17 protein-coding genes, 1 tRNA gene and 1 pseudogene are annotated in these 15,341 nt (G+C 71.4%); 8 read left to right on the plus strand and 11 right to left on the minus strand.

Annotation, left to right across the window (positions count from 1 at the left end):
* The first annotated feature begins 309 nt into the window (after positions 1-309).
* From FNH08_RS25265 to FNH08_RS25275, 3 genes are all read left to right on the plus strand, one after another.
* A complete protein-coding gene (locus FNH08_RS25265; RefSeq protein WP_152773847.1) occupies positions 310-1,248 on the plus strand; it encodes an amidohydrolase family protein in 939 nt (312 codons plus the stop codon).
* Between the two features lie 39 nt (positions 1,249-1,287).
* Entirely contained in the window at positions 1,288-2,118 is an 831-nt protein-coding gene (locus tag FNH08_RS25270) for an alpha/beta fold hydrolase (RefSeq protein ID WP_322725346.1), read from the plus strand.
* A 68-nt stretch (positions 2,119-2,186) separates the two neighbouring features.
* Positions 2,187-3,269, plus strand: coding sequence for an agmatinase family protein (locus tag FNH08_RS25275; RefSeq protein ID WP_152773848.1), 1,083 nt, complete (start codon positions 2,187-2,189; stop codon positions 3,267-3,269).
* A gap of 13 nt (positions 3,270-3,282) precedes the next feature.
* On the opposite strand, the gene FNH08_RS25280 is transcribed toward FNH08_RS25275, so the two are convergent.
* Complete coding sequence (locus FNH08_RS25280; RefSeq protein ID WP_152773849.1) at positions 3,283-4,380, minus strand: magnesium and cobalt transport protein CorA; 1,098 nt, start codon at positions 4,378-4,380, stop codon at positions 3,283-3,285.
* A 64-nt stretch (positions 4,381-4,444) separates the two neighbouring features.
* On the minus strand, positions 4,445-5,470 hold the full coding sequence (locus FNH08_RS25285) for a magnesium and cobalt transport protein CorA (RefSeq protein WP_152773850.1): 1,026 nt from the start codon (positions 5,468-5,470) through the stop codon (positions 4,445-4,447).
* A 56-nt stretch (positions 5,471-5,526) separates the two neighbouring features.
* Between FNH08_RS25285 and FNH08_RS25290 the strand changes: the two genes are divergently transcribed.
* Positions 5,527-5,946 (plus strand): ArsR/SmtB family transcription factor, encoded by a 420-nt coding sequence (locus FNH08_RS25290; protein ID WP_152773851.1) that lies wholly within the window; start codon positions 5,527-5,529, stop codon positions 5,944-5,946.
* A gap of 515 nt (positions 5,947-6,461) precedes the next feature.
* Positions 6,462-6,788, plus strand: a complete 327-nt coding sequence (locus FNH08_RS52245) for a hypothetical protein (protein ID WP_407704447.1) — start codon at positions 6,462-6,464, stop codon at positions 6,786-6,788.
* A gap of 133 nt (positions 6,789-6,921) precedes the next feature.
* Here FNH08_RS52245 and FNH08_RS25305 read toward each other — a convergent pair.
* Positions 6,922-6,995, minus strand: a tRNA-Pro gene (locus FNH08_RS25305).
* A 148-nt stretch (positions 6,996-7,143) separates the two neighbouring features.
* Between FNH08_RS25305 and FNH08_RS25310 the strand changes: the two genes are divergently transcribed.
* Both FNH08_RS25310 and FNH08_RS25315 read left to right on the plus strand, forming a co-directional pair.
* Positions 7,144-7,848 (plus strand): thiamine pyrophosphate-dependent enzyme, encoded by a 705-nt coding sequence (locus tag FNH08_RS25310; RefSeq protein ID WP_152773852.1) that lies wholly within the window; start codon positions 7,144-7,146, stop codon positions 7,846-7,848.
* 99 nt (positions 7,849-7,947) lie between these two features.
* Positions 7,948-8,868 carry a transketolase family protein gene (locus FNH08_RS25315; protein ID WP_152773853.1) on the plus strand — a complete coding sequence of 307 codons (921 nt, stop codon included), beginning with the start codon at positions 7,948-7,950 and terminating at the stop codon, positions 8,866-8,868.
* 31 nt (positions 8,869-8,899) lie between these two features.
* Here FNH08_RS25315 and FNH08_RS25320 read toward each other — a convergent pair whose 3' ends face one another.
* The 3 genes from FNH08_RS25320 to FNH08_RS25330 form a co-directional block, all read right to left on the minus strand.
* Entirely contained in the window at positions 8,900-9,274 is a 375-nt protein-coding gene (locus tag FNH08_RS25320) for an MmcQ/YjbR family DNA-binding protein (protein WP_152773854.1), read from the minus strand.
* A 122-nt stretch (positions 9,275-9,396) separates the two neighbouring features.
* Entirely contained in the window at positions 9,397-9,933 is a 537-nt protein-coding gene (locus FNH08_RS25325; RefSeq protein ID WP_152773855.1) for a GNAT family N-acetyltransferase, read from the minus strand.
* Positions 9,930-10,517 (minus strand): helix-turn-helix domain-containing protein, encoded by a 588-nt coding sequence (locus FNH08_RS25330; protein ID WP_152773856.1) that lies wholly within the window; start codon positions 10,515-10,517, stop codon positions 9,930-9,932. Before FNH08_RS25330 ends, FNH08_RS25325 begins: the two co-directional genes overlap by 4 nt.
* A gap of 180 nt (positions 10,518-10,697) precedes the next feature.
* On the opposite strand from FNH08_RS25330, the gene FNH08_RS25335 reads away from it, so the two are divergent.
* Positions 10,698-12,590 carry a DUF2264 domain-containing protein gene (locus FNH08_RS25335; RefSeq protein WP_152773857.1) on the plus strand — a complete coding sequence of 631 codons (1,893 nt, stop codon included), beginning with the start codon at positions 10,698-10,700 and terminating at the stop codon, positions 12,588-12,590.
* A gap of 35 nt (positions 12,591-12,625) precedes the next feature.
* On the opposite strand, the gene FNH08_RS25340 is transcribed toward FNH08_RS25335, so the two are convergent.
* The 5 genes and pseudogenes from FNH08_RS25340 to FNH08_RS52250 all read right to left on the minus strand — a co-directional run.
* Positions 12,626-13,195 (minus strand): GAF domain-containing protein, encoded by a 570-nt coding sequence (locus FNH08_RS25340; RefSeq protein WP_152773858.1) that lies wholly within the window; start codon positions 13,193-13,195, stop codon positions 12,626-12,628.
* A 28-nt stretch (positions 13,196-13,223) separates the two neighbouring features.
* Complete coding sequence (locus FNH08_RS25345; RefSeq protein ID WP_152773859.1) at positions 13,224-13,823, minus strand: GTP-binding protein; 600 nt, start codon at positions 13,821-13,823, stop codon at positions 13,224-13,226.
* Complete coding sequence (locus FNH08_RS25350; protein ID WP_322725348.1) at positions 13,801-14,169, minus strand: DUF742 domain-containing protein; 369 nt, start codon at positions 14,167-14,169, stop codon at positions 13,801-13,803. Before FNH08_RS25350 ends, FNH08_RS25345 begins: the two co-directional genes overlap by 23 nt.
* A 2-nt stretch (positions 14,170-14,171) precedes the next feature.
* Positions 14,172-14,606 (minus strand): roadblock/LC7 domain-containing protein, encoded by a 435-nt coding sequence (locus FNH08_RS25355; protein ID WP_152773861.1) that lies wholly within the window; start codon positions 14,604-14,606, stop codon positions 14,172-14,174.
* 62 nt (positions 14,607-14,668) lie between these two features.
* Positions 14,669-15,341, minus strand: a pseudogene (locus tag FNH08_RS52250) (ATP-binding protein); the annotation flags it as partial.

Consider the following 15,341-nt stretch of genomic DNA (forward strand, 5'->3'; position numbering starts at 1 on the left):
TGCCCCACCTGTGCGCCAAGCTCGCCACAGACCTCGGTGACACCCGCGACGACATCACCCTCATCGCCGCACGCACCCCCACCCGCCCGCACACCGGCTGACCGCTCACAGGCCGCCCGCGCGTCCGTCCGGCGTCAGAAGCCGAACCCGGGATCGCCCGCCGGGGTGATTTCCCGGTCGACCACACCCGCTGTCCGGGGCCAGAGCAACCCGTCTGCCTCCGCCCTCCTTCCCCAGGGGGTACCGCATGGATACGGCTGTCCCGTCGCAGACTCGTTCCCGTACCCACCCCAGGAGGCTCGGACAGACATGTCGGACCCCGCGCGCATCGACGTACACCAACACCTCATCCCACCGAACCTCAGCCGTGCGACGGCCGAGCGAGCGAGGGCCCTGAGCTGGCCCGCTCCCGCGTGGGACGTTCAGAGCGCGATCGCGGTGATGGACCGCAAGTCGATCGCCACCGGCCTCCTGTCGTTTCCCGCCCCGGTCGCGGCCCCGGACGACCCCGCCGGAGCCCGCGCCGGAGCCCGGAGCGTGAACGAGTACACCGCCGAAGTCGTCAAGGACCGGCCCGACCGCTTCGGTCACTTCGCCGTCCTCCCCCTGCCCGACGTGGACGCCGCGCTCGCCGAGGCCGCCCACGCACTGGACGAGCTGAACGCCGACGGACTGATCATCCTGTCCAACGTGCAGGGCCGTTACCTCGGCGACCCTGCGTTCGAGCCGCTCTGGGCCGAACTGGACGCCCGTGCCGCTGTCGTCCTCGTCCACCCCACCGCGCCGCCGGTCGCACCGATCCCCGGCCTGCCCAGCCCTCTTGTGGACTTCCCCTACGACACGGCTCGCACGGCCCTCCACCTGGCCCTGAACGGTGTGCCGGGGCGGTACCCCCGGATCAGGATGATCCTCCCCCACGCCGGCGGCTTCCTGCCGTACGCCGCACACCGCTTCGCCGTCGCCGCCCGGCTCCATCCCGGCTCCACCCCCGAGGGCCTGCTGAGCGACCTTCGGCGTTTCTACTTCGACACCGCCATCTCCGCCGGCCCGGCCGCACTCCCCTCACTGCTCGCCTTCGCCGCACCCGGACACGTCCTGTACGGCAGCGACTTCCCCATGCTGCCCGAGGAGTGGGCCACCGCCTTCGACAGCGGGCTGGACGAGTACCCGCACTGGGAACCCGAGCAGCTCCACGCCGTCAATCGTGGCAACGCCGAACTCCTCGTGCCCCGGCTCGCCCGGTCCTGACACCGCGATCGACCTTTCACCGTGGGAGGGAGCCCTGCCGTGCGCAGTGACGTGTTCGAGGCCGACGGAGCGCGCCTGTACCACGAGGTGCGCGGCAGCGGGCCCGCCCTGCTGATGATCAGCGGGGCCGGAGGGGACGCCGGCTACTACTCGGGGGTCGCCGAGGAACTGGCCGACGCCTTCACCGTGATCACCTACGACCGGCGAGGCAACTCCCGCAGCACCGGCCGCTCCACCGCACCGATGGACCTCGCTCAGCAGGCGGCCGACGCTCGCGGGCTGATCGAGTCGGTGGCGGGCGGACGTGCTCTCGTGTTCGGCAACAGCGGAGGCGCGATCATCGGCCTCACGATGGCCGCACTGCACCCGCGGGTGCTGACCGGTCTGGTCGCGCACGAGCCGCCTGCCGTGAACGTCCTGCCCGACGGCGACCCCGACCGCGGCTTCTTCGGAGACATGGCCGCGCTGTACGCCGAGGGCGGCGCACCGGCGGCGGGGCGCCGGTTCGCGGAGACGACACGCGGCGAGGGAACGTACCGCTGGCCCGACGACCTCTGGAAGCGGTTCCTGGGGAACCAGGACCACCTTTTCGGCACGGAGTGGCCCGGCTTCGCCGGATTCCGTCCCGACACGGCCGCGCTGAGGGCCGCGCCCTTCCCGATCGTGCTCGGTGCGGGCGCCGCCGACCGAGGTGCGTACTACGCGCGGCCCTCCGTCGAGATCGCCCGCCGGATCGGTGTGCCGTGGGTGGAGTTCCCCGGCATCCACATGGAGTTCCTGCGCGATCCGGCGCTCTTCGCGGCGGCCCTGCGGGCGCTGGCGACACAGATGCTCAGCCGTGAGGGCCCGGTGGTTCACCAGCCCGAATGACTGACTGTCGCGGCCTGTCGCGCCAGGGTGTCGGCAAGCTTCGGCCCGGCCCGGGTTGGGTGATCATCATGAATTGGGAGCTTGACCGCACGCCGGATCCTCGGCGTGAACCCGGGCCGATCAACCTGCAGCGGCACGCGTTCGTGCCGGCCTACGCGGGGATCGCCACCTTCTTCGGACTGCCGCTGTGCCTCAACCCGGACGACCTGCGGGCCGGCCATGTCGACGTGGCGGTCGTCGGAGCGCCGGTGGACATGTCCCTCGGGCACCGCGGCGCGGCCTACGGTCCGCGTGCGATACGCGCCGACGAACGGATCCTGCCCAACACCCCGCACATGCTGGTCAATCCCAGCACCCGCATCAAGCCGTTCGAGGAGCTGACGGTGGTCGACTACGGTGATGCCGCGGTCGACCCGTTCAGCATCGACGCCTCCATGGAACCCATCCGTGCTCTGGTCCGCGAGATCGCCGCCACCGGCGCTGTGCCCATCGTGCTCGGTGGCGACCACTCGATCCTGTGGCCGGACGCGGCCGCCGTGGCCGACGTGTACGGGCCGGGCAAGGTCGGCGTGATCCACTTCGATGCCCATCCGGACTGCTCTCACGACGTGTTCGGTCATCTCGCCTCGCACGCCACACCGATCCGCCGCCTGATCGAGGACGAGCACATCCCCGGACGCAACTTCATCCAGATCGGCCTGCGCAGCGCGATCACGCCCGACGACGAACTGTTCGCCTGGATGCGCGAGCACGGACTGCGCACGCACTTCATGGCCGAGATCGACCGACGCGGGTTCGGCGTGGTCCTCCAGCAGGCCATCGAGGAGGCCCTGGACGGGCCGGAACACCTGTTCCTCTCGCTGGACATCGACGTGCTGGACCCGGCCTTCGCACCCGGCACCGGAACGCCGGAGCCGCCCGGCCTGACCAACCGTGAACTGCTGCCGGCCATCCGTCGCATCTGCCACGAGACGCCGGTCGTGGGCATGGACGTCGTCGAGGTCGCGCCCCACCTCGACCCGGGCTACACCACCACCATGAACGCCCGCCGGGCCATCTTCGAGGCGCTGACCGGGATCGCCATGCGTCGCAGGGGCATCCCCGGCCCCGACTACCTGGACCCGGCCGTCTCCGGACCACCGCCCCGGTAGCGGTGCCCTCGGCCTACAGCCAGCCGTTGCGCTTGAAGCCGCGGTGGATGACGAAGCAGGCCGTGGCGATGACGGCGAGGACCAGGGGGTAGCCGAAGCGCCAGCGCAGTTCGGGCATGTGGTCGAAGTTCATGCCGTAGACACCGCAGACCATGGTGGGTACGGCGACGATCGCGGCCCACGCGGTGATCTTGCGCATGTCCTCGTTCTGGGCGACGGTCACCTGCGCGAGATGGGCCTGGAGGATGGAGTCGAGCAGGGCGTCGAAGGAGTTGATCTGTTCGGTGACGCGGGTGAGGTGGTCGGCGACATCGCGGAAGTACGCCTGTATCTCCTTGTCGACGCAGGCGCGGGGTTCGGTGGCGAGCCGGTCGAGGGGACGGGCGAGCGGGACCACTGCTCTCTTCAGTTCCAGTAGTTCGCGTTTGAGCTGGTAGATACGGCCGGCGTCGGCGTTTCGGGGGCTGCGCGGGGAGAAGACGTCGGTCTCGACCTGGTCGATGTCGTTCTGAACGGCGTCGGCCACGGTGACGTAGTCGTCGACGACGTGGTCGGCGATGGCGTGCAGGACGGCGGAGGGGCCCTTGGCCAGCTGGTGGGGCTGGGCTTCGAGGTCTTCGCGCAGAGGGCCGAGGGAGCCGTGGCGGCCGTGGCGGACGGTGACGACGAAGTCGGGGCCGGTGAAGACCATGATCTCGCCGGTGTTGACGACCTCGCTGGTCGCGGTCAGCTCGGTGTGCTCGACGTAGGTGACGGTCTTGAAGACGGCGAACAGGACGTCGCCGTACTGCTCGACCTTGGGGCGCTGGTGGGCGTGGACGGCGTCCTCGACGGCGAGGGGGTGCAGGCCGAACAGTTCCGCGACCCCGGCGATCTCCTCCTCACTGGGTTCGTGCAGGCCGAGCCAGACGAATCCGCCCCGGTGCTTGCGGGCGTGCCGGACGGCTTCCTCCACCGAGTCCGTGCCCGGCCGGCGGACGCCGTCGCGGTAGACGACGCAGTTGACCACCGTCGAGCCGAGCGGGGAGCGGGCCGGATGGCTGAGGTCCACACGGCGTCGGCTGCGCCGCGCCAGGTTCGCGACTTTGCGCAGGTTGCCGACCATGGACATGCGTGATCCTCCTTCACCGGACCGGCGGACCCGGACAGTGTGCCAAAAGGCGATAAGGCGGGCGTCAGAGCCAGCGCTTCTTGCGGAAGACCAGGTAGACGACGGTGACGAGGACACCGGTGGCGAGGAGCATCGACGGGTAGCCGAAGTGGCGGCGAAGCTCGGGCATGTGGTCGAAGTTCATGCCGTAGACGCCGGCGATGGCGACGGGGATGGCGATCAGGGCGGCGGCCGCGCTCATGCGGCGCATGTCGTGGTTCTGCTGGACGCTGGTCTGGGCGAGCGCCATGGACAGGGCGTTGTCGACGAGTTCGATCAGCACGGCGACGCGTTCGGCGGCCTGGGCGAGGTGGTCGGCGACATCGCGGAAGTAGGCGGCAAGTTCCCTGTCCACGCCGGGGACGCGGCGTTCGGCGAGCTCACGCAGCGGCTGGGCCAGCGGGGCGACGGTGCGGCGGAGCTCGACGAGCTCGCGTTTGAGCTGGTGGATGCGGCCGACCTCGTGGCCGGTGTTCGGGGAGAAGGCGTCGTTCTCGACCTGGTCGGTGTCGGCCTCCAGAGCGGTGACGACCTCCAGGTACTGGTCGACGACCGTGTCGGCGATGGCGTGCAGGACGGCGACAGGGCCGTGGGCCAGACGCTCGGGGTCGGCCTCCAGACGGCTGCGTACGCCACCGAGCTGCTCGGCGGGGTCGTGGCGGACGACGACGATGAAGTCCCGGCCGGCGAACGCCATGATCTCGCCGGTGCCGACGATGTCCGTGGTGGGGGTCAGCTCGTCGTGGTCGAGGTAGACGGCGGTCCGCAGGACGAGAAAGAGGGTGTCGTCGTAGCGTTCGAGCTTGGGCCGCTGGTGGGCTTCGAGGGCGTCCTCGACGGCGAGGGGGTGCAGGCCGAAGGCGCGCGCGACGATCTGGAGCTGGTCGGCGGTCGGGGAGTGCAGGCCGATCCACACGAAGCCGCCGGGGGTGACACGGGCGGCGTCCATGGCCTCGTCGAGCGGCAGGTGTCCTGGTCGGCGGCGTCCGTACTCGTAGAGGGCGCAGTCGACGATGGGGACAGGCGGCTCAGACGTGTCGTGGGCCGTCATGGCTCACCTCCTCGTGGGCGCGGGGTGTCGTCCGCGCCACCGGCTAGCATATTTGCATGGAATCGCAAGTAGCGTCATGGGACAAGGACCGGGCGGAACGGTCGGTGGCTGTGCTCAAGGCGGCCGCCGACCCCTCGCGCCACCGGCTCCTGTGGGCACTGAGCGAGCGGGAGCTGCCGGTCGGCCGACTGGCGGAGCTGATCGGCGCGCATGTCGCGGCCACCTCCCAGCACCTGGCGAAGCTGCGCGCCGCCGGACTGGTCACCTCCCGGCGGGAGGGCACACGGATCTACTACCGGGCGGCCGGACGGCAGGTGCGGGCCCTGCTGGAGAGCGCGGTGCTGGCGGGCGACGCGGCCGGGGCCCCGGAGAGGGACGAGCTGTCGGACGAGTTGTCGGGCGAGGTGTCCTCGGCCGTGACCGAGGAGCGTCTGGCCACGGCACGGGCGCGGCACCGCCCGGTCACGGAACACTGAAGCTCGTACGACGGTGTTGACGGCTGCGATCGGGGCGCGACGACCTGGCCGGGGCCGTGCGAGCCGCGGGAGCTCCGAGGGAGGTGGTTGTAGCGGCCCCAGTCCGTGGCCGTCCCCAGCTGGCGGGCGACCTGCTCGCTGGTGAAGTGATGGGCCAGCACGTCGCGGAGGAAACCGGCGCGCAGGGGTGCCGTCGGGGTTCTGGCGCAGGCTGCTGGTGATCAGCCTGACCAGCGGGACGCTCCATCGACCCGGACCACGCCGGCGTCGAGGAGCGCGCCCGCCGCGCTTTCCGCACGATCGAAGAGTAAGCGGCCAGCAGCCCGCGCGACTTGTTGCGCGGGCGTCTCACCCGACGCCGTACTCCACCGCGCACTCCCGCATCACCTCGGCCGACGCTCCGTCCGGCGTGCGTCCGACCCCGCAGACACGCAACAGCCGTTCTCCCGCAAACGAGAGAACGAGCGGCTTCCGACCTGCAACAAAGCTGGTCGGGACGACAGGATTTGAACCCGGTGGGAAGGCCAGCACATCAGGGAGCGTCGTGTCGGTCACGACCCGCGCACCGACCCGGCTACATCAAGGTCGCCCACCCCACGCCCCGGACCGGACTGCCCGGGGTCTTCGCCACCGGTGACGCCGTCGACCACCGCTACCGCCGGGCCGTCACCGCGGCCGCGACCGGGTGCGCGGCGGCGCTGGACACCGAGCAGTATCCGGCGGCGAGGGCGGACGCGGTGCGCGGAGCGCCGGGCGAGGATCCGGTGACCCCCGGCGGGCTGGACACCGGCCGCCGGCGCCGGCCGCGCACCCGGCACACCCCGCCCTCGACGCCTGGGTGACGGTCACCGAAGCCGACGGGCGAGGCACACACACGACCCGCCCACCACATGGTCCCCAAGCGGTCCCCAAGAATGATCAAGGGGCTGTTTCAGATCTCCTCTGAAACAGCCCCTGACCTGTGACTTCGTAAAGTCGGGACGACAGGATTTGAACCTGCGACCCCTTGACCCCCAGTCAAGTGCGCTACCAAGCTGCGCCACGTCCCGTTGCCCGTCTGACCTGGACTTTCCCCGGCTCCAACGCGCACGGAAACAATACCGCACTCGGGCCGGTGGTCGCGCACTCGTTAACGCGTGACCCGGAGGGCGAAGCGGCGCTTGACCTGAAGTTTGGTTGAGGTTGCACGATCGTCGTATGTCGATCACAGCGGAACGCGCAAGCCACACGTACACCGACCTGCCCCGTCTTATGGGGTTGATGACGGGCGACGAAAAGCACGGTCCCGCGGCCACGTCCACGCTGGACGTGCTGTGGGTTCTCTACGACCGGGTGCTGCGGGTGGGACCGCAGCGGATGGCGGATCCGGAGCGGGACCGGTTCCTGTTGTCCAAGGGGCACGGGCCCATGGCGTACTACGCGGTGCTCGCCGCCAAGGGATTCCTGCCCGTCGAGTGGCTGCCGGAGTTCGGCTCGTACGACTCGCCGCTCGGCCATCACCCGGACCGGGTCCTCGTACCGGGCGCCGAGATCGGGAGCGGATCGCTCGGGCACGGGCTTCCCCTCGCGGTCGGAACGGCGCTGGGGCTGCGGGCCCAGGGGCTCGACGAGCCGAGCGTGTGGGTGCTGATCGGGGACGCGGAGCTGGACGAGGGCAGCAACCACGAGGCCATCGCGTATGCCGGGCCGGCCGGTCTCGACCGGCTGCACACCGTCGTGGTCGACAACGCCTCCGCCAGCCACGCGCTGCCGGGCGGCATCGCCGCGCGGTTCGAGGCGGCCGGCTGGTCCGCCGAGACCGTCGACGGGCGTGATCACGAGGCGTTGTACGCCGCGTTCACCGCGCCGCATCCGGGCCGGCCCCGCGTGGTCGTCGCCCGCGTCGAGCCCAAGAACATCTGAGGTCCAAGAACCTCTGAGGCCCAAGGACGCCTGAGGCCCAGGAACACCACGCCCTCATAGACCTGCACGCCCTCATAGCCCCGAAGGGAAACCCACCCCATGGACACCATGCGTGACCGATTCGCCCCCGTCGTCTCCCGGCTGCTCGACGAGGACCCGCGCGTCGCGGTCGTCCTCGCCGAGATCGGCACGGACGGCTTCGCGGAGGCGGAGCGCAAGCACCCGGACCGGGTGATCAACGTCGGCATCCGCGAGCAGTTGCTGGTCGGAGCCGGTGCGGGACTGGCACTGACCGGGATGCGGCCCGTGGTGCACACCTTCGCCAGCTTCCTGGTGGAGCGGCCCTTCGAGCAGGTCAAGCTGGATCTCGGTCACCAGGACGTGGGCGCGGTGCTCGTGAGTGCCGCCGCGTCGTTCGACTGGCCCGCCGGGGGCTTCACGCACATGTCGCCCGGTGACGTGGCCCTGCTGGACACACTGGACGGCTGGACCGTGCACGTCCCGGGGCACCCCGACGAGGCCGAGACACTGTTGCGGCACGCGGTGGGAGCGGGCGACGACAGGGTGTACGTGCGGTTGTCCGTGCAGTCCAACCAGCGGGGGCTCGCGGTGGACGGCGCACGCTTCCTCACCGTCCGTGAGGGGCGTGGCGGTGTTGTCGTCGCCGTGGGGCCGCTGCTCGACGCCGTGCTCGACGCCACAGAGGGACTCGACGTGACCGTCCTGTACGCCACCACCGTGCGCCCCTTCGACGCCGCCTCGTTGCGTCGCGCCACGGAGGCGGCCGGAGCGGATGTCGTCCTCGTCGAACCGTATCTGGCCGGTACCTCCACGGCCGCCGCGAACGACGCGCTCGCCGACGCCCCGCACCGGGTGCTGGGGCTCGGGGTCGGGCGCGGGGAGCTGCGGCGGTACGGGACGGTCGAGGAGCACGTGGCCGCGCACGGACTCGACGCCCGGTCGCTGCGGGAACGCATCACGGGCTTCCTGGCGGGTGCGGGGGCGCGGGTCCGCTCCTGACACTCCCCCGACGCTTCCCCTTCGCTTCGGCTCACACCCGGCGGTCTCCGCCCGCGGTCGGCAGCCCCAGCTCCGGGTACGACTCCAGCAGTCTGGACGGCGCCGCCTGTCTCCAGGAGTCGGCGAGGATGTCGTGCAGCTCGGTCTCGTCCTCCAGGGCGGTCAGACGGACCCGTACCCAGGCGAAGCCCGCCTCGTGGTCGGCGATCCAGAACTTGTCCGGCTCGGCCAGGACCAGCTCGTCCCGCTCCTCCTTGGGGCAGCGCACGGCGATGGAGGTCTCGTCCTCGGGCAGCGTGGCGAACATCTTCCCCGCCACCCGGAACGTGGGCATGCTCCAGGCGATCTTCTCCGCCGTGTCCGGCAGGGAGAGGGCGACACGTCGTACGTCTTCGGCATCCGGCATGAGACGCACCGTAGCGGTCGCCACTGACAATCACCCCGCCGTCACCGGCCCGTCAGCCGCCACCCGCCACCGGTCACCCTTCACCCTTCACCCTTCACCGGTCACCGGTCACCGGTCACCGGTCATCCGGCGTGAGCAGGGGTCCCGACTCGCTTGTAGTAGATCGTCGTCGGCCGCAGCACACCGGTGGGGCTCGCCGCGTAGTCGGGGATCGCGCCGAGCCGGGTCCAGCCGGCTGCGAGGTACAGACGCTCGGCCGGGCTGTCGGTCTCGGTGTCCAGGTGCAGCAGGGTGATTCCGGCCTCCGCCGCCGCGCGTTCGGCGGTGGCCAGCAGCGTTCGGCCGAGCCCACGGCCGCGCGCGTCGCGGTGCACCATCAGTTTGACCAGTTCGGCGCGGTGGCGGCTGTTGGGTTTGTCCGGGAAGGCGAGGCTGACGGTCCCGACCACCCGGCCCCCGTCCCATGCGGCCCACACGGCGAGTGCGCCGGCGGACACCTCCGTCGCGCGCCCCTTCCACCAGGCGAGGCCCGCCGCGCGGTCGAGCGGTGCGAGGAAGCCGATCGAGGCTCCGCCGTGCACGGTGTCGGCCAACAGGTCGGCCAACTCCTCGGCGCGGGCCGCCACTTCGGCCCCGTCGAGCCGGGATACGGCCGTCATGGCAGCACGACCGCCAGCGCGTACCGCACGTCGTCCGGTCCGGGGCAACGGAACCGCGTCGGCCCCCACACCCGCAGCCGCAGACAGTCCCCGGCGGCCAGGTGGTGCTCGACGTCCTGGGCAGTGAAGTGCAGCGTCCCGTCCAGGACCCAGAGGTGCTGTTCGAGGCCGGACACCGGTGGCCTGTCGTACGCGATGTCGGCGCCCGCGACGAGCCGCCCCTCGACCAGTTCACCCCGCAGCCCCGGGTACGGCGGCGACACGGACCGCCGTACGAACCCGGAGGCGCTGTCCTCCCAGACGGGCTGCTCGGCCGCCCGTACGACCGTGACCGGCTCGGACTCGACCTCGCTCAGGAGCTGGGACATGGTCCGCCCGTACACGTTGCAGAGCCGGTTCAGCTGTGCGGCCGTGGGGCTGGTCTCGCCGCGCTCGGCCCGCGACAGAGCCGAACGGCTCACTCCGCTGCGCTCCGCCAGGTCCTCCAGCGACCAGCCCTGCCGGGCCCTCAGCTCGCCGAGCCGCCGGGCGAGCCGGGCGTCGACGGCCTGCAGCACGACGTCATCAGCACGATCATTTCCCATATTCGGGACAGTATCCCGTAACAGGGAATCCGTCCAGGACGGGGCGCAGGACGGGTATCCGCCAGGCATTCACGATCTTGTGTGCGCCGTATTGATCCCATCGCCGCCGCTTGCCGTATTCCTCCTGAGAGGCACCACCCTGACCAGGTAACCCCACTGCCAAGGAGCCGGAAACCCGTCATGCTGCCCGCACCGCACATGGCCCTGCCGCCCACCGACCGCGTCCTTTCCCCGTTCACCGGCTGGACCCGCGAGCACTGGGAGGTGCTCGCCGACCGGCAACTCGAAGCGCTGTTCCCGTACGCGACACCCGGTTTCGCGCAGTACCGGCTGCCCGGCCGCGGCTCGACGTCGGGTGTGGTCGCGGACGGACTAGAGGGTTTCGCCCGCTCGTTCCTGCTGGCCGCCTTCCGGATCGCGGGAGCCGGCGGGGCCGTGGATCCCCGCCTCACCGAACGTTACGTGCGGGGTCTGACAACGGGCTCGGACCGTGACAGCGGCGAGGCCTGGCCCGAACTCACCGACTGCTCGCCGCAGATGGCTCACGCGGCGGCGATCGCGGTCGGACTGCACGAGACGCGTCCGTGGATCTGGGAGCGGCTCGCCCCCGAGGTACGGGAACAACTCGTGGACTGGCTGTGGGGCTTCGTGGGCCGCCGTACGGTGGACGACCACGGGCGGCTCTTCCAGGTGGTCGCCGAGCAGTTCCTGGCCACGGTCGGGGCGCCGTACCGGCAGGAGGACATCGAGACCGGCCTCGACCGCCTCGAGGACTGGTACGTCGGCGACGGCTGGTACACCGACGGCGACGGCCGCACCTTCGACTACCACAACGCCTGGGCCCTGCACCTGTATCCGCTGCTGTGGTCCCGGATGACGGGCGGCGACGACGGCGGTCGCGGCCGGGTCTACCGCAGGCGGCTGACCGAGTTCCTCGCCACCTACCCGCGGTTCTTCGGCGCGGACGGCGCGCCCGTCCACCACGGCCGCTCCCTGACGTACCGCTTCGCCGCGGCCGCCCCCGTGTGGCTGGGCGCCCTGGCGGGCTGCACCCCGCTCGCCCCGGGGCTGACCCGGCGTCTCGCCTCGGGAACCGTACGGCACTTCGTGGAGCGGGGCGTGCCCGACGAACGCGGGCTGCTGCCGCTCGGCTGGTACGGCACGTTCCTGCCCACGACCCAGGCGTCATCGGGGCCGGGCTCGCCGTACGGGGCCGGCACCGGCTTCCTGGGGCTGCTGCTCCCCGCGGACCACCCGGTGTGGCGGGAGCGCGAACAGCCGCTGCCCGTCGAGGAGTCCGACCAGTACACCGCGCTCCCGGCGCCGGGCTGGCTGCTGCACGGCACCCGGCACGACGGGATCGTACGGCTCGTCAACCACGGCAGCTCGCCGGCGGATCCCGCCGACGACGATCCGCACGCCACCCGCTTCGGCTACTCGACGGCGACCGCGCCCGAGGCGGGGTCGCACGCCCGGGAGCGCAACGTGGACGGCCATCTGGCGCTCCTCGCGCCGGACGGCACCCCGTCGCGCCGGCGCGCGATACGGCCCCTGCGGTGCGCCGGGCAGATGGCGGCGTCCCGGTACGAGGCCCAACTGCCGGGCGAGGAGGCCGCGTTCCCGATCGAGACGAGGAGCGTGCTGCGGGGGCCGTGGGAGATCCGGGTGCACCGGGTGCACGCCCCGGCGGGTGCGGCGGTCCGGGAGGGCGGGTACGCGGTCGGGGACCGGAACCGTCCGTCGGCCGAGCGGGGAGCGGGCTGGGCGCTGGTGCGGACCGCGCACGGGCTGACGAGCGCGGTGGTCGCCCTCCACGGCTGGGACGCGGACGCGGGCATCGCGCGCGAGGTGGAGGCCAATGCGTTCGGCCCGCACTCGGCGACGCCGTACCTGCGGTGCGGCGCCGGTCTGCCCAGTGGCAGCGGAATCTTCGTCACGCTGCTCGCGCTGACCCGGGACACCGTCCATCCGGAGGCGTTACGGGAGTCGGTGCTCTGCGCGGTGGACGAGGACGAGGCACGGATCACGTTCCCCGAAGGGGACACCGAGACCGTACGGTTCACGTCGGGATGACCACGGGCGCCGGTTTCCGGTCGGGCCAGGGCGCCCTAGGGGAACGGCTCCCGGCGTTCGAACTGCTCGACGAGTTCGGCGGCCATCGCCTTGATGGTCTCCAGACCGGCCCGTCCCCACGGGCGCGGGGTGACGTCGGCGACGCAGACCGTGCCGAGGGCGATGCCCGTGCGGTCGATGAGCGGGGCGCCGAGGTAGGAGCGGATGCCGACCTCGTCCACGATCGGGTTTCCGGCGAACCGCGGATACTCGCGCACGTCCTCCAGGACCAGTGCCTTGCGTCGGACCACCACATGGGGGCAGAAGCCGAACTCGCGGGGCATATGGCGGGACACCATGGTCTCGACGCCCTCCGCCTCGACGAGGATGCCGTCGGGCGTGTGCAGTCCGGCGAAGAACTGCCGGTGTTCGTCGATGAAGGTGACCATCGCGTACGGCGCCGAGGCGATCTCCGCGAGCCGCTGCGCGAATACATCGAAGCCGCAGTCGGGTTCCGGGTGTGCGCCGAGGCCCAGCAGGAGCAACCGTCGTACACGCGCCGGGGCGTCCCGGTCCTCGGGGGTCAGCAACAGTCGGCCGGACGGACGGGTCGGGTCGTAGCTCATGGCCGCGCTCCACGGCTCATGTCGTTCCTCATGTGTGGGCTCCGTGGCTCGGAGCGTGCGCGGGTGTGTGGGCGAGGAGGTGCCGGACCAGCGTGAGCAGGGTCTGCACGCCCGAGCTGGAGATCCGGGCGTCGCAGCACACGACCGGGATCTCGGGGTCGAGATCGATGGCCGCGCGGACCTCCTCCGCGTCGTAGCGGAACGAGCCGTCGAACTCGTTGATCGCGACGATGAAGGGGAGGCCGCGCTGCTCGAAGAAGTCGACGGCGGCGAAGCAGTCCTCAAGGCGGCGGGTGTCGGCGAGGATGACCGCGCCGAGCGCGCCCTCGGAGAGTTCGTCCCACATGAACCAGAACCGCTGCTGGCCGGGGGTGCCGAACAGGTAGAGCACGTGTTCCGGGTCGAGGGTGATGCGACCGAAGTCCATGGCCACGGTCGTCTCGACCTTGTTCTCGATCCCGTCGAGGCTGTCGGTCGCGGCGCTCACCGTGGTGAGCAGTTCCTCCGTGCTGAGCGGCGCGATCTCGCTCACCGCGCCGACGAAGGTGGTCTTGCCGACTCCGAAACCGCCCGCCACCAGGATTTTGAGCGCGGTGGGGAAAGGGTCAGAGCTGTCGTCGTAGTCCATCGAGCACTGCCTCCAGGAGGGACCGGTCAGTGGGGTTGTGGAAGGCCGGGGGCCTCTCGGTGAGGGCCCCGCAGTCGACCAGATCGGACAGGAGCACCTTGGTGACCGCCGCCGGCAGCTTGAGGTGCGCGGCCACCTCGGCGACCGAGACGGGCGCCCGGCACAGGTCGAGTGCCTGGGCGTGCTCGGGGCCGAGGTAGCCGAAAGGGGTGGTGCCGGTGGCCATCACCTGCGTCAGGAGGTCGAGCGCGGTGGTCGGCCGGGTCCGGCCGTTGCTGACCGTGTAGGGGCGCACCAGCCGGCCGGCCGCGTCGTCGAGCCAGGGCCCGTCGCCGGTCGCGGCCACGCTCAAGGCCTCAACGCCGAGGGTTCGGCGGCGGGCTGCCTGGGCGCTGTCATCAGGTACGGGCGGACGCTCTTGACGAGCATCGCCATCTCGTAGCCGAGCACCGCCGCGTCGGCCTCGCGTCCGGCCATGACGGCGAGACAGGTGCCGGAGCCGGCCGTGGACACGAACAGCAGGGTCGAGTCGAGTTCGACGACGACCTGGCGCACATCGCCGCCGTCCCCGAAGCGGACCCCCGCGCTGCGGCCGAGGGAGTAGAGGCCCGAGGCCAGCGCGGCCATGTGGTCGGCGCTGTCCGGGTCGAGGCCGTGGACGGACTTCACGAGCCCGTCGCAGGAGAGGAGCACCGCGCTCGTGGTGTGCGGTACGCGCTGCACGAGGCCGCTCATCAGCCAGTCGAGATCGGATACATGACCGGTCGGCGCGTCGCTCGCCATGGTGGATCGACTCCTTGGGGTACGAAGGTCCGCGGGAGCGGAGGGGGTGGGGAGAGAGGTCGTCATCCGGTGGGTGTGCTCCCGTCGTGCCGGGCGGTGGGGTCGGCCGCGTCCAGGGACGGCGGGACCGCTGTGGGGGTGGTGTCCGGACGCCGAGCGCCGAAGGAGGGTGCGGTGTCCGTGTGCGGGGCGTCCCGGAGTGCGCGCTCCGCGTGGCGCACGTCGGTGTGGAGGACATCCATGTGGCTCACGTCGGAAGGGAACCCGGTGTCGGTGTGCGCCTGCTCCATGTGGGCCGACTCCATGTGGGCCGTCCCCATGGGGTCCGGGTCCATAGGGGCCGGCTCCATGTGGCGGGCCTCCGCAAGGCCGATCCCCCGCTGGAAGGCGGCCATCAGACCGGGGTCGTGACTGACGTAGTGGTCGGGGTCCTGGCGGGGCGTGGGCGCGGGGCCGCCGCGTAGCTCGGGCACCATGTGTTCCTGGGCGCGCCGCCGGGGCAGCCGGGGCTTGCCGATGGTGCCGCGTACCGCGCCGGTGCGCGGGGTGGGGGGCGTGGACGTGTTGTCCAGGACGGCCCGCCGGTCTTCGGGGCGGATGCCGGGCAGGGCGTCGGCCGGGGTGGGCCGCTCCTGGCGGGTGTCGCGCACGGGCAGTCTGGTCGGACCGCCGCCCGGGGTGACCGGCGTCCGCTGCCGCGGTGCGGCGTGCGCGGATCCGTGGACGGTGGGCGCG

It is taken from the genome of Streptomyces spongiae (assembly GCF_009377185.1).
Taxonomy (GTDB): Bacteria; Actinomycetota; Actinomycetes; order Streptomycetales; family Streptomycetaceae; genus Streptomyces; species Streptomyces spongiae.

What these genes read in the sequence shown, in the direction of transcription:
- FNH08_RS25275 (WP_152773848.1), top strand. Translation starts at nt 2,187, where the DNA reads ATGAATTGGGAGCTTGACCGCACGCCGGATCCTCGGCGTGAACCCGGG.
- FNH08_RS25290 (WP_152773851.1), top strand. Translation starts at nt 5,527, where the DNA reads ATGGAATCGCAAGTAGCGTCATGGGACAAGGACCGGGCGGAACGGTCG.
- FNH08_RS25280 (WP_152773849.1), bottom strand. Translation starts at nt 4,380, where the DNA reads ATGTCCATGGTCGGCAACCTGCGCAAAGTCGCGAACCTGGCGCGGCGC.
- FNH08_RS25315 (WP_152773853.1), top strand. Translation starts at nt 7,948, where the DNA reads ATGGACACCATGCGTGACCGATTCGCCCCCGTCGTCTCCCGGCTGCTC.
- FNH08_RS25320 (WP_152773854.1), bottom strand. Translation starts at nt 9,274, where the DNA reads ATGCCGGATGCCGAAGACGTACGACGTGTCGCCCTCTCCCTGCCGGAC.
- FNH08_RS25285 (WP_152773850.1), bottom strand. Translation starts at nt 5,470, where the DNA reads ATGACGGCCCACGACACGTCTGAGCCGCCTGTCCCCATCGTCGACTGC.
- FNH08_RS25265 (WP_152773847.1), top strand. Translation starts at nt 310, where the DNA reads ATGTCGGACCCCGCGCGCATCGACGTACACCAACACCTCATCCCACCG.
- FNH08_RS25310 (WP_152773852.1), top strand. Translation starts at nt 7,144, where the DNA reads ATGTCGATCACAGCGGAACGCGCAAGCCACACGTACACCGACCTGCCC.
- FNH08_RS25340 (WP_152773858.1), bottom strand. Translation starts at nt 13,195, where the DNA reads ATGAGCTACGACCCGACCCGTCCGTCCGGCCGACTGTTGCTGACCCCC.
- FNH08_RS25345 (WP_152773859.1), bottom strand. Translation starts at nt 13,823, where the DNA reads ATGGACTACGACGACAGCTCTGACCCTTTCCCCACCGCGCTCAAAATC.
- FNH08_RS25335 (WP_152773857.1), top strand. Translation starts at nt 10,698, where the DNA reads ATGCTGCCCGCACCGCACATGGCCCTGCCGCCCACCGACCGCGTCCTT.
- FNH08_RS25330 (WP_152773856.1), bottom strand. Translation starts at nt 10,517, where the DNA reads ATGGGAAATGATCGTGCTGATGACGTCGTGCTGCAGGCCGTCGACGCC.
- FNH08_RS25355 (WP_152773861.1), bottom strand. Translation starts at nt 14,606, where the DNA reads ATGGCGAGCGACGCGCCGACCGGTCATGTATCCGATCTCGACTGGCTG.
- FNH08_RS25325 (WP_152773855.1), bottom strand. Translation starts at nt 9,933, where the DNA reads ATGACGGCCGTATCCCGGCTCGACGGGGCCGAAGTGGCGGCCCGCGCC.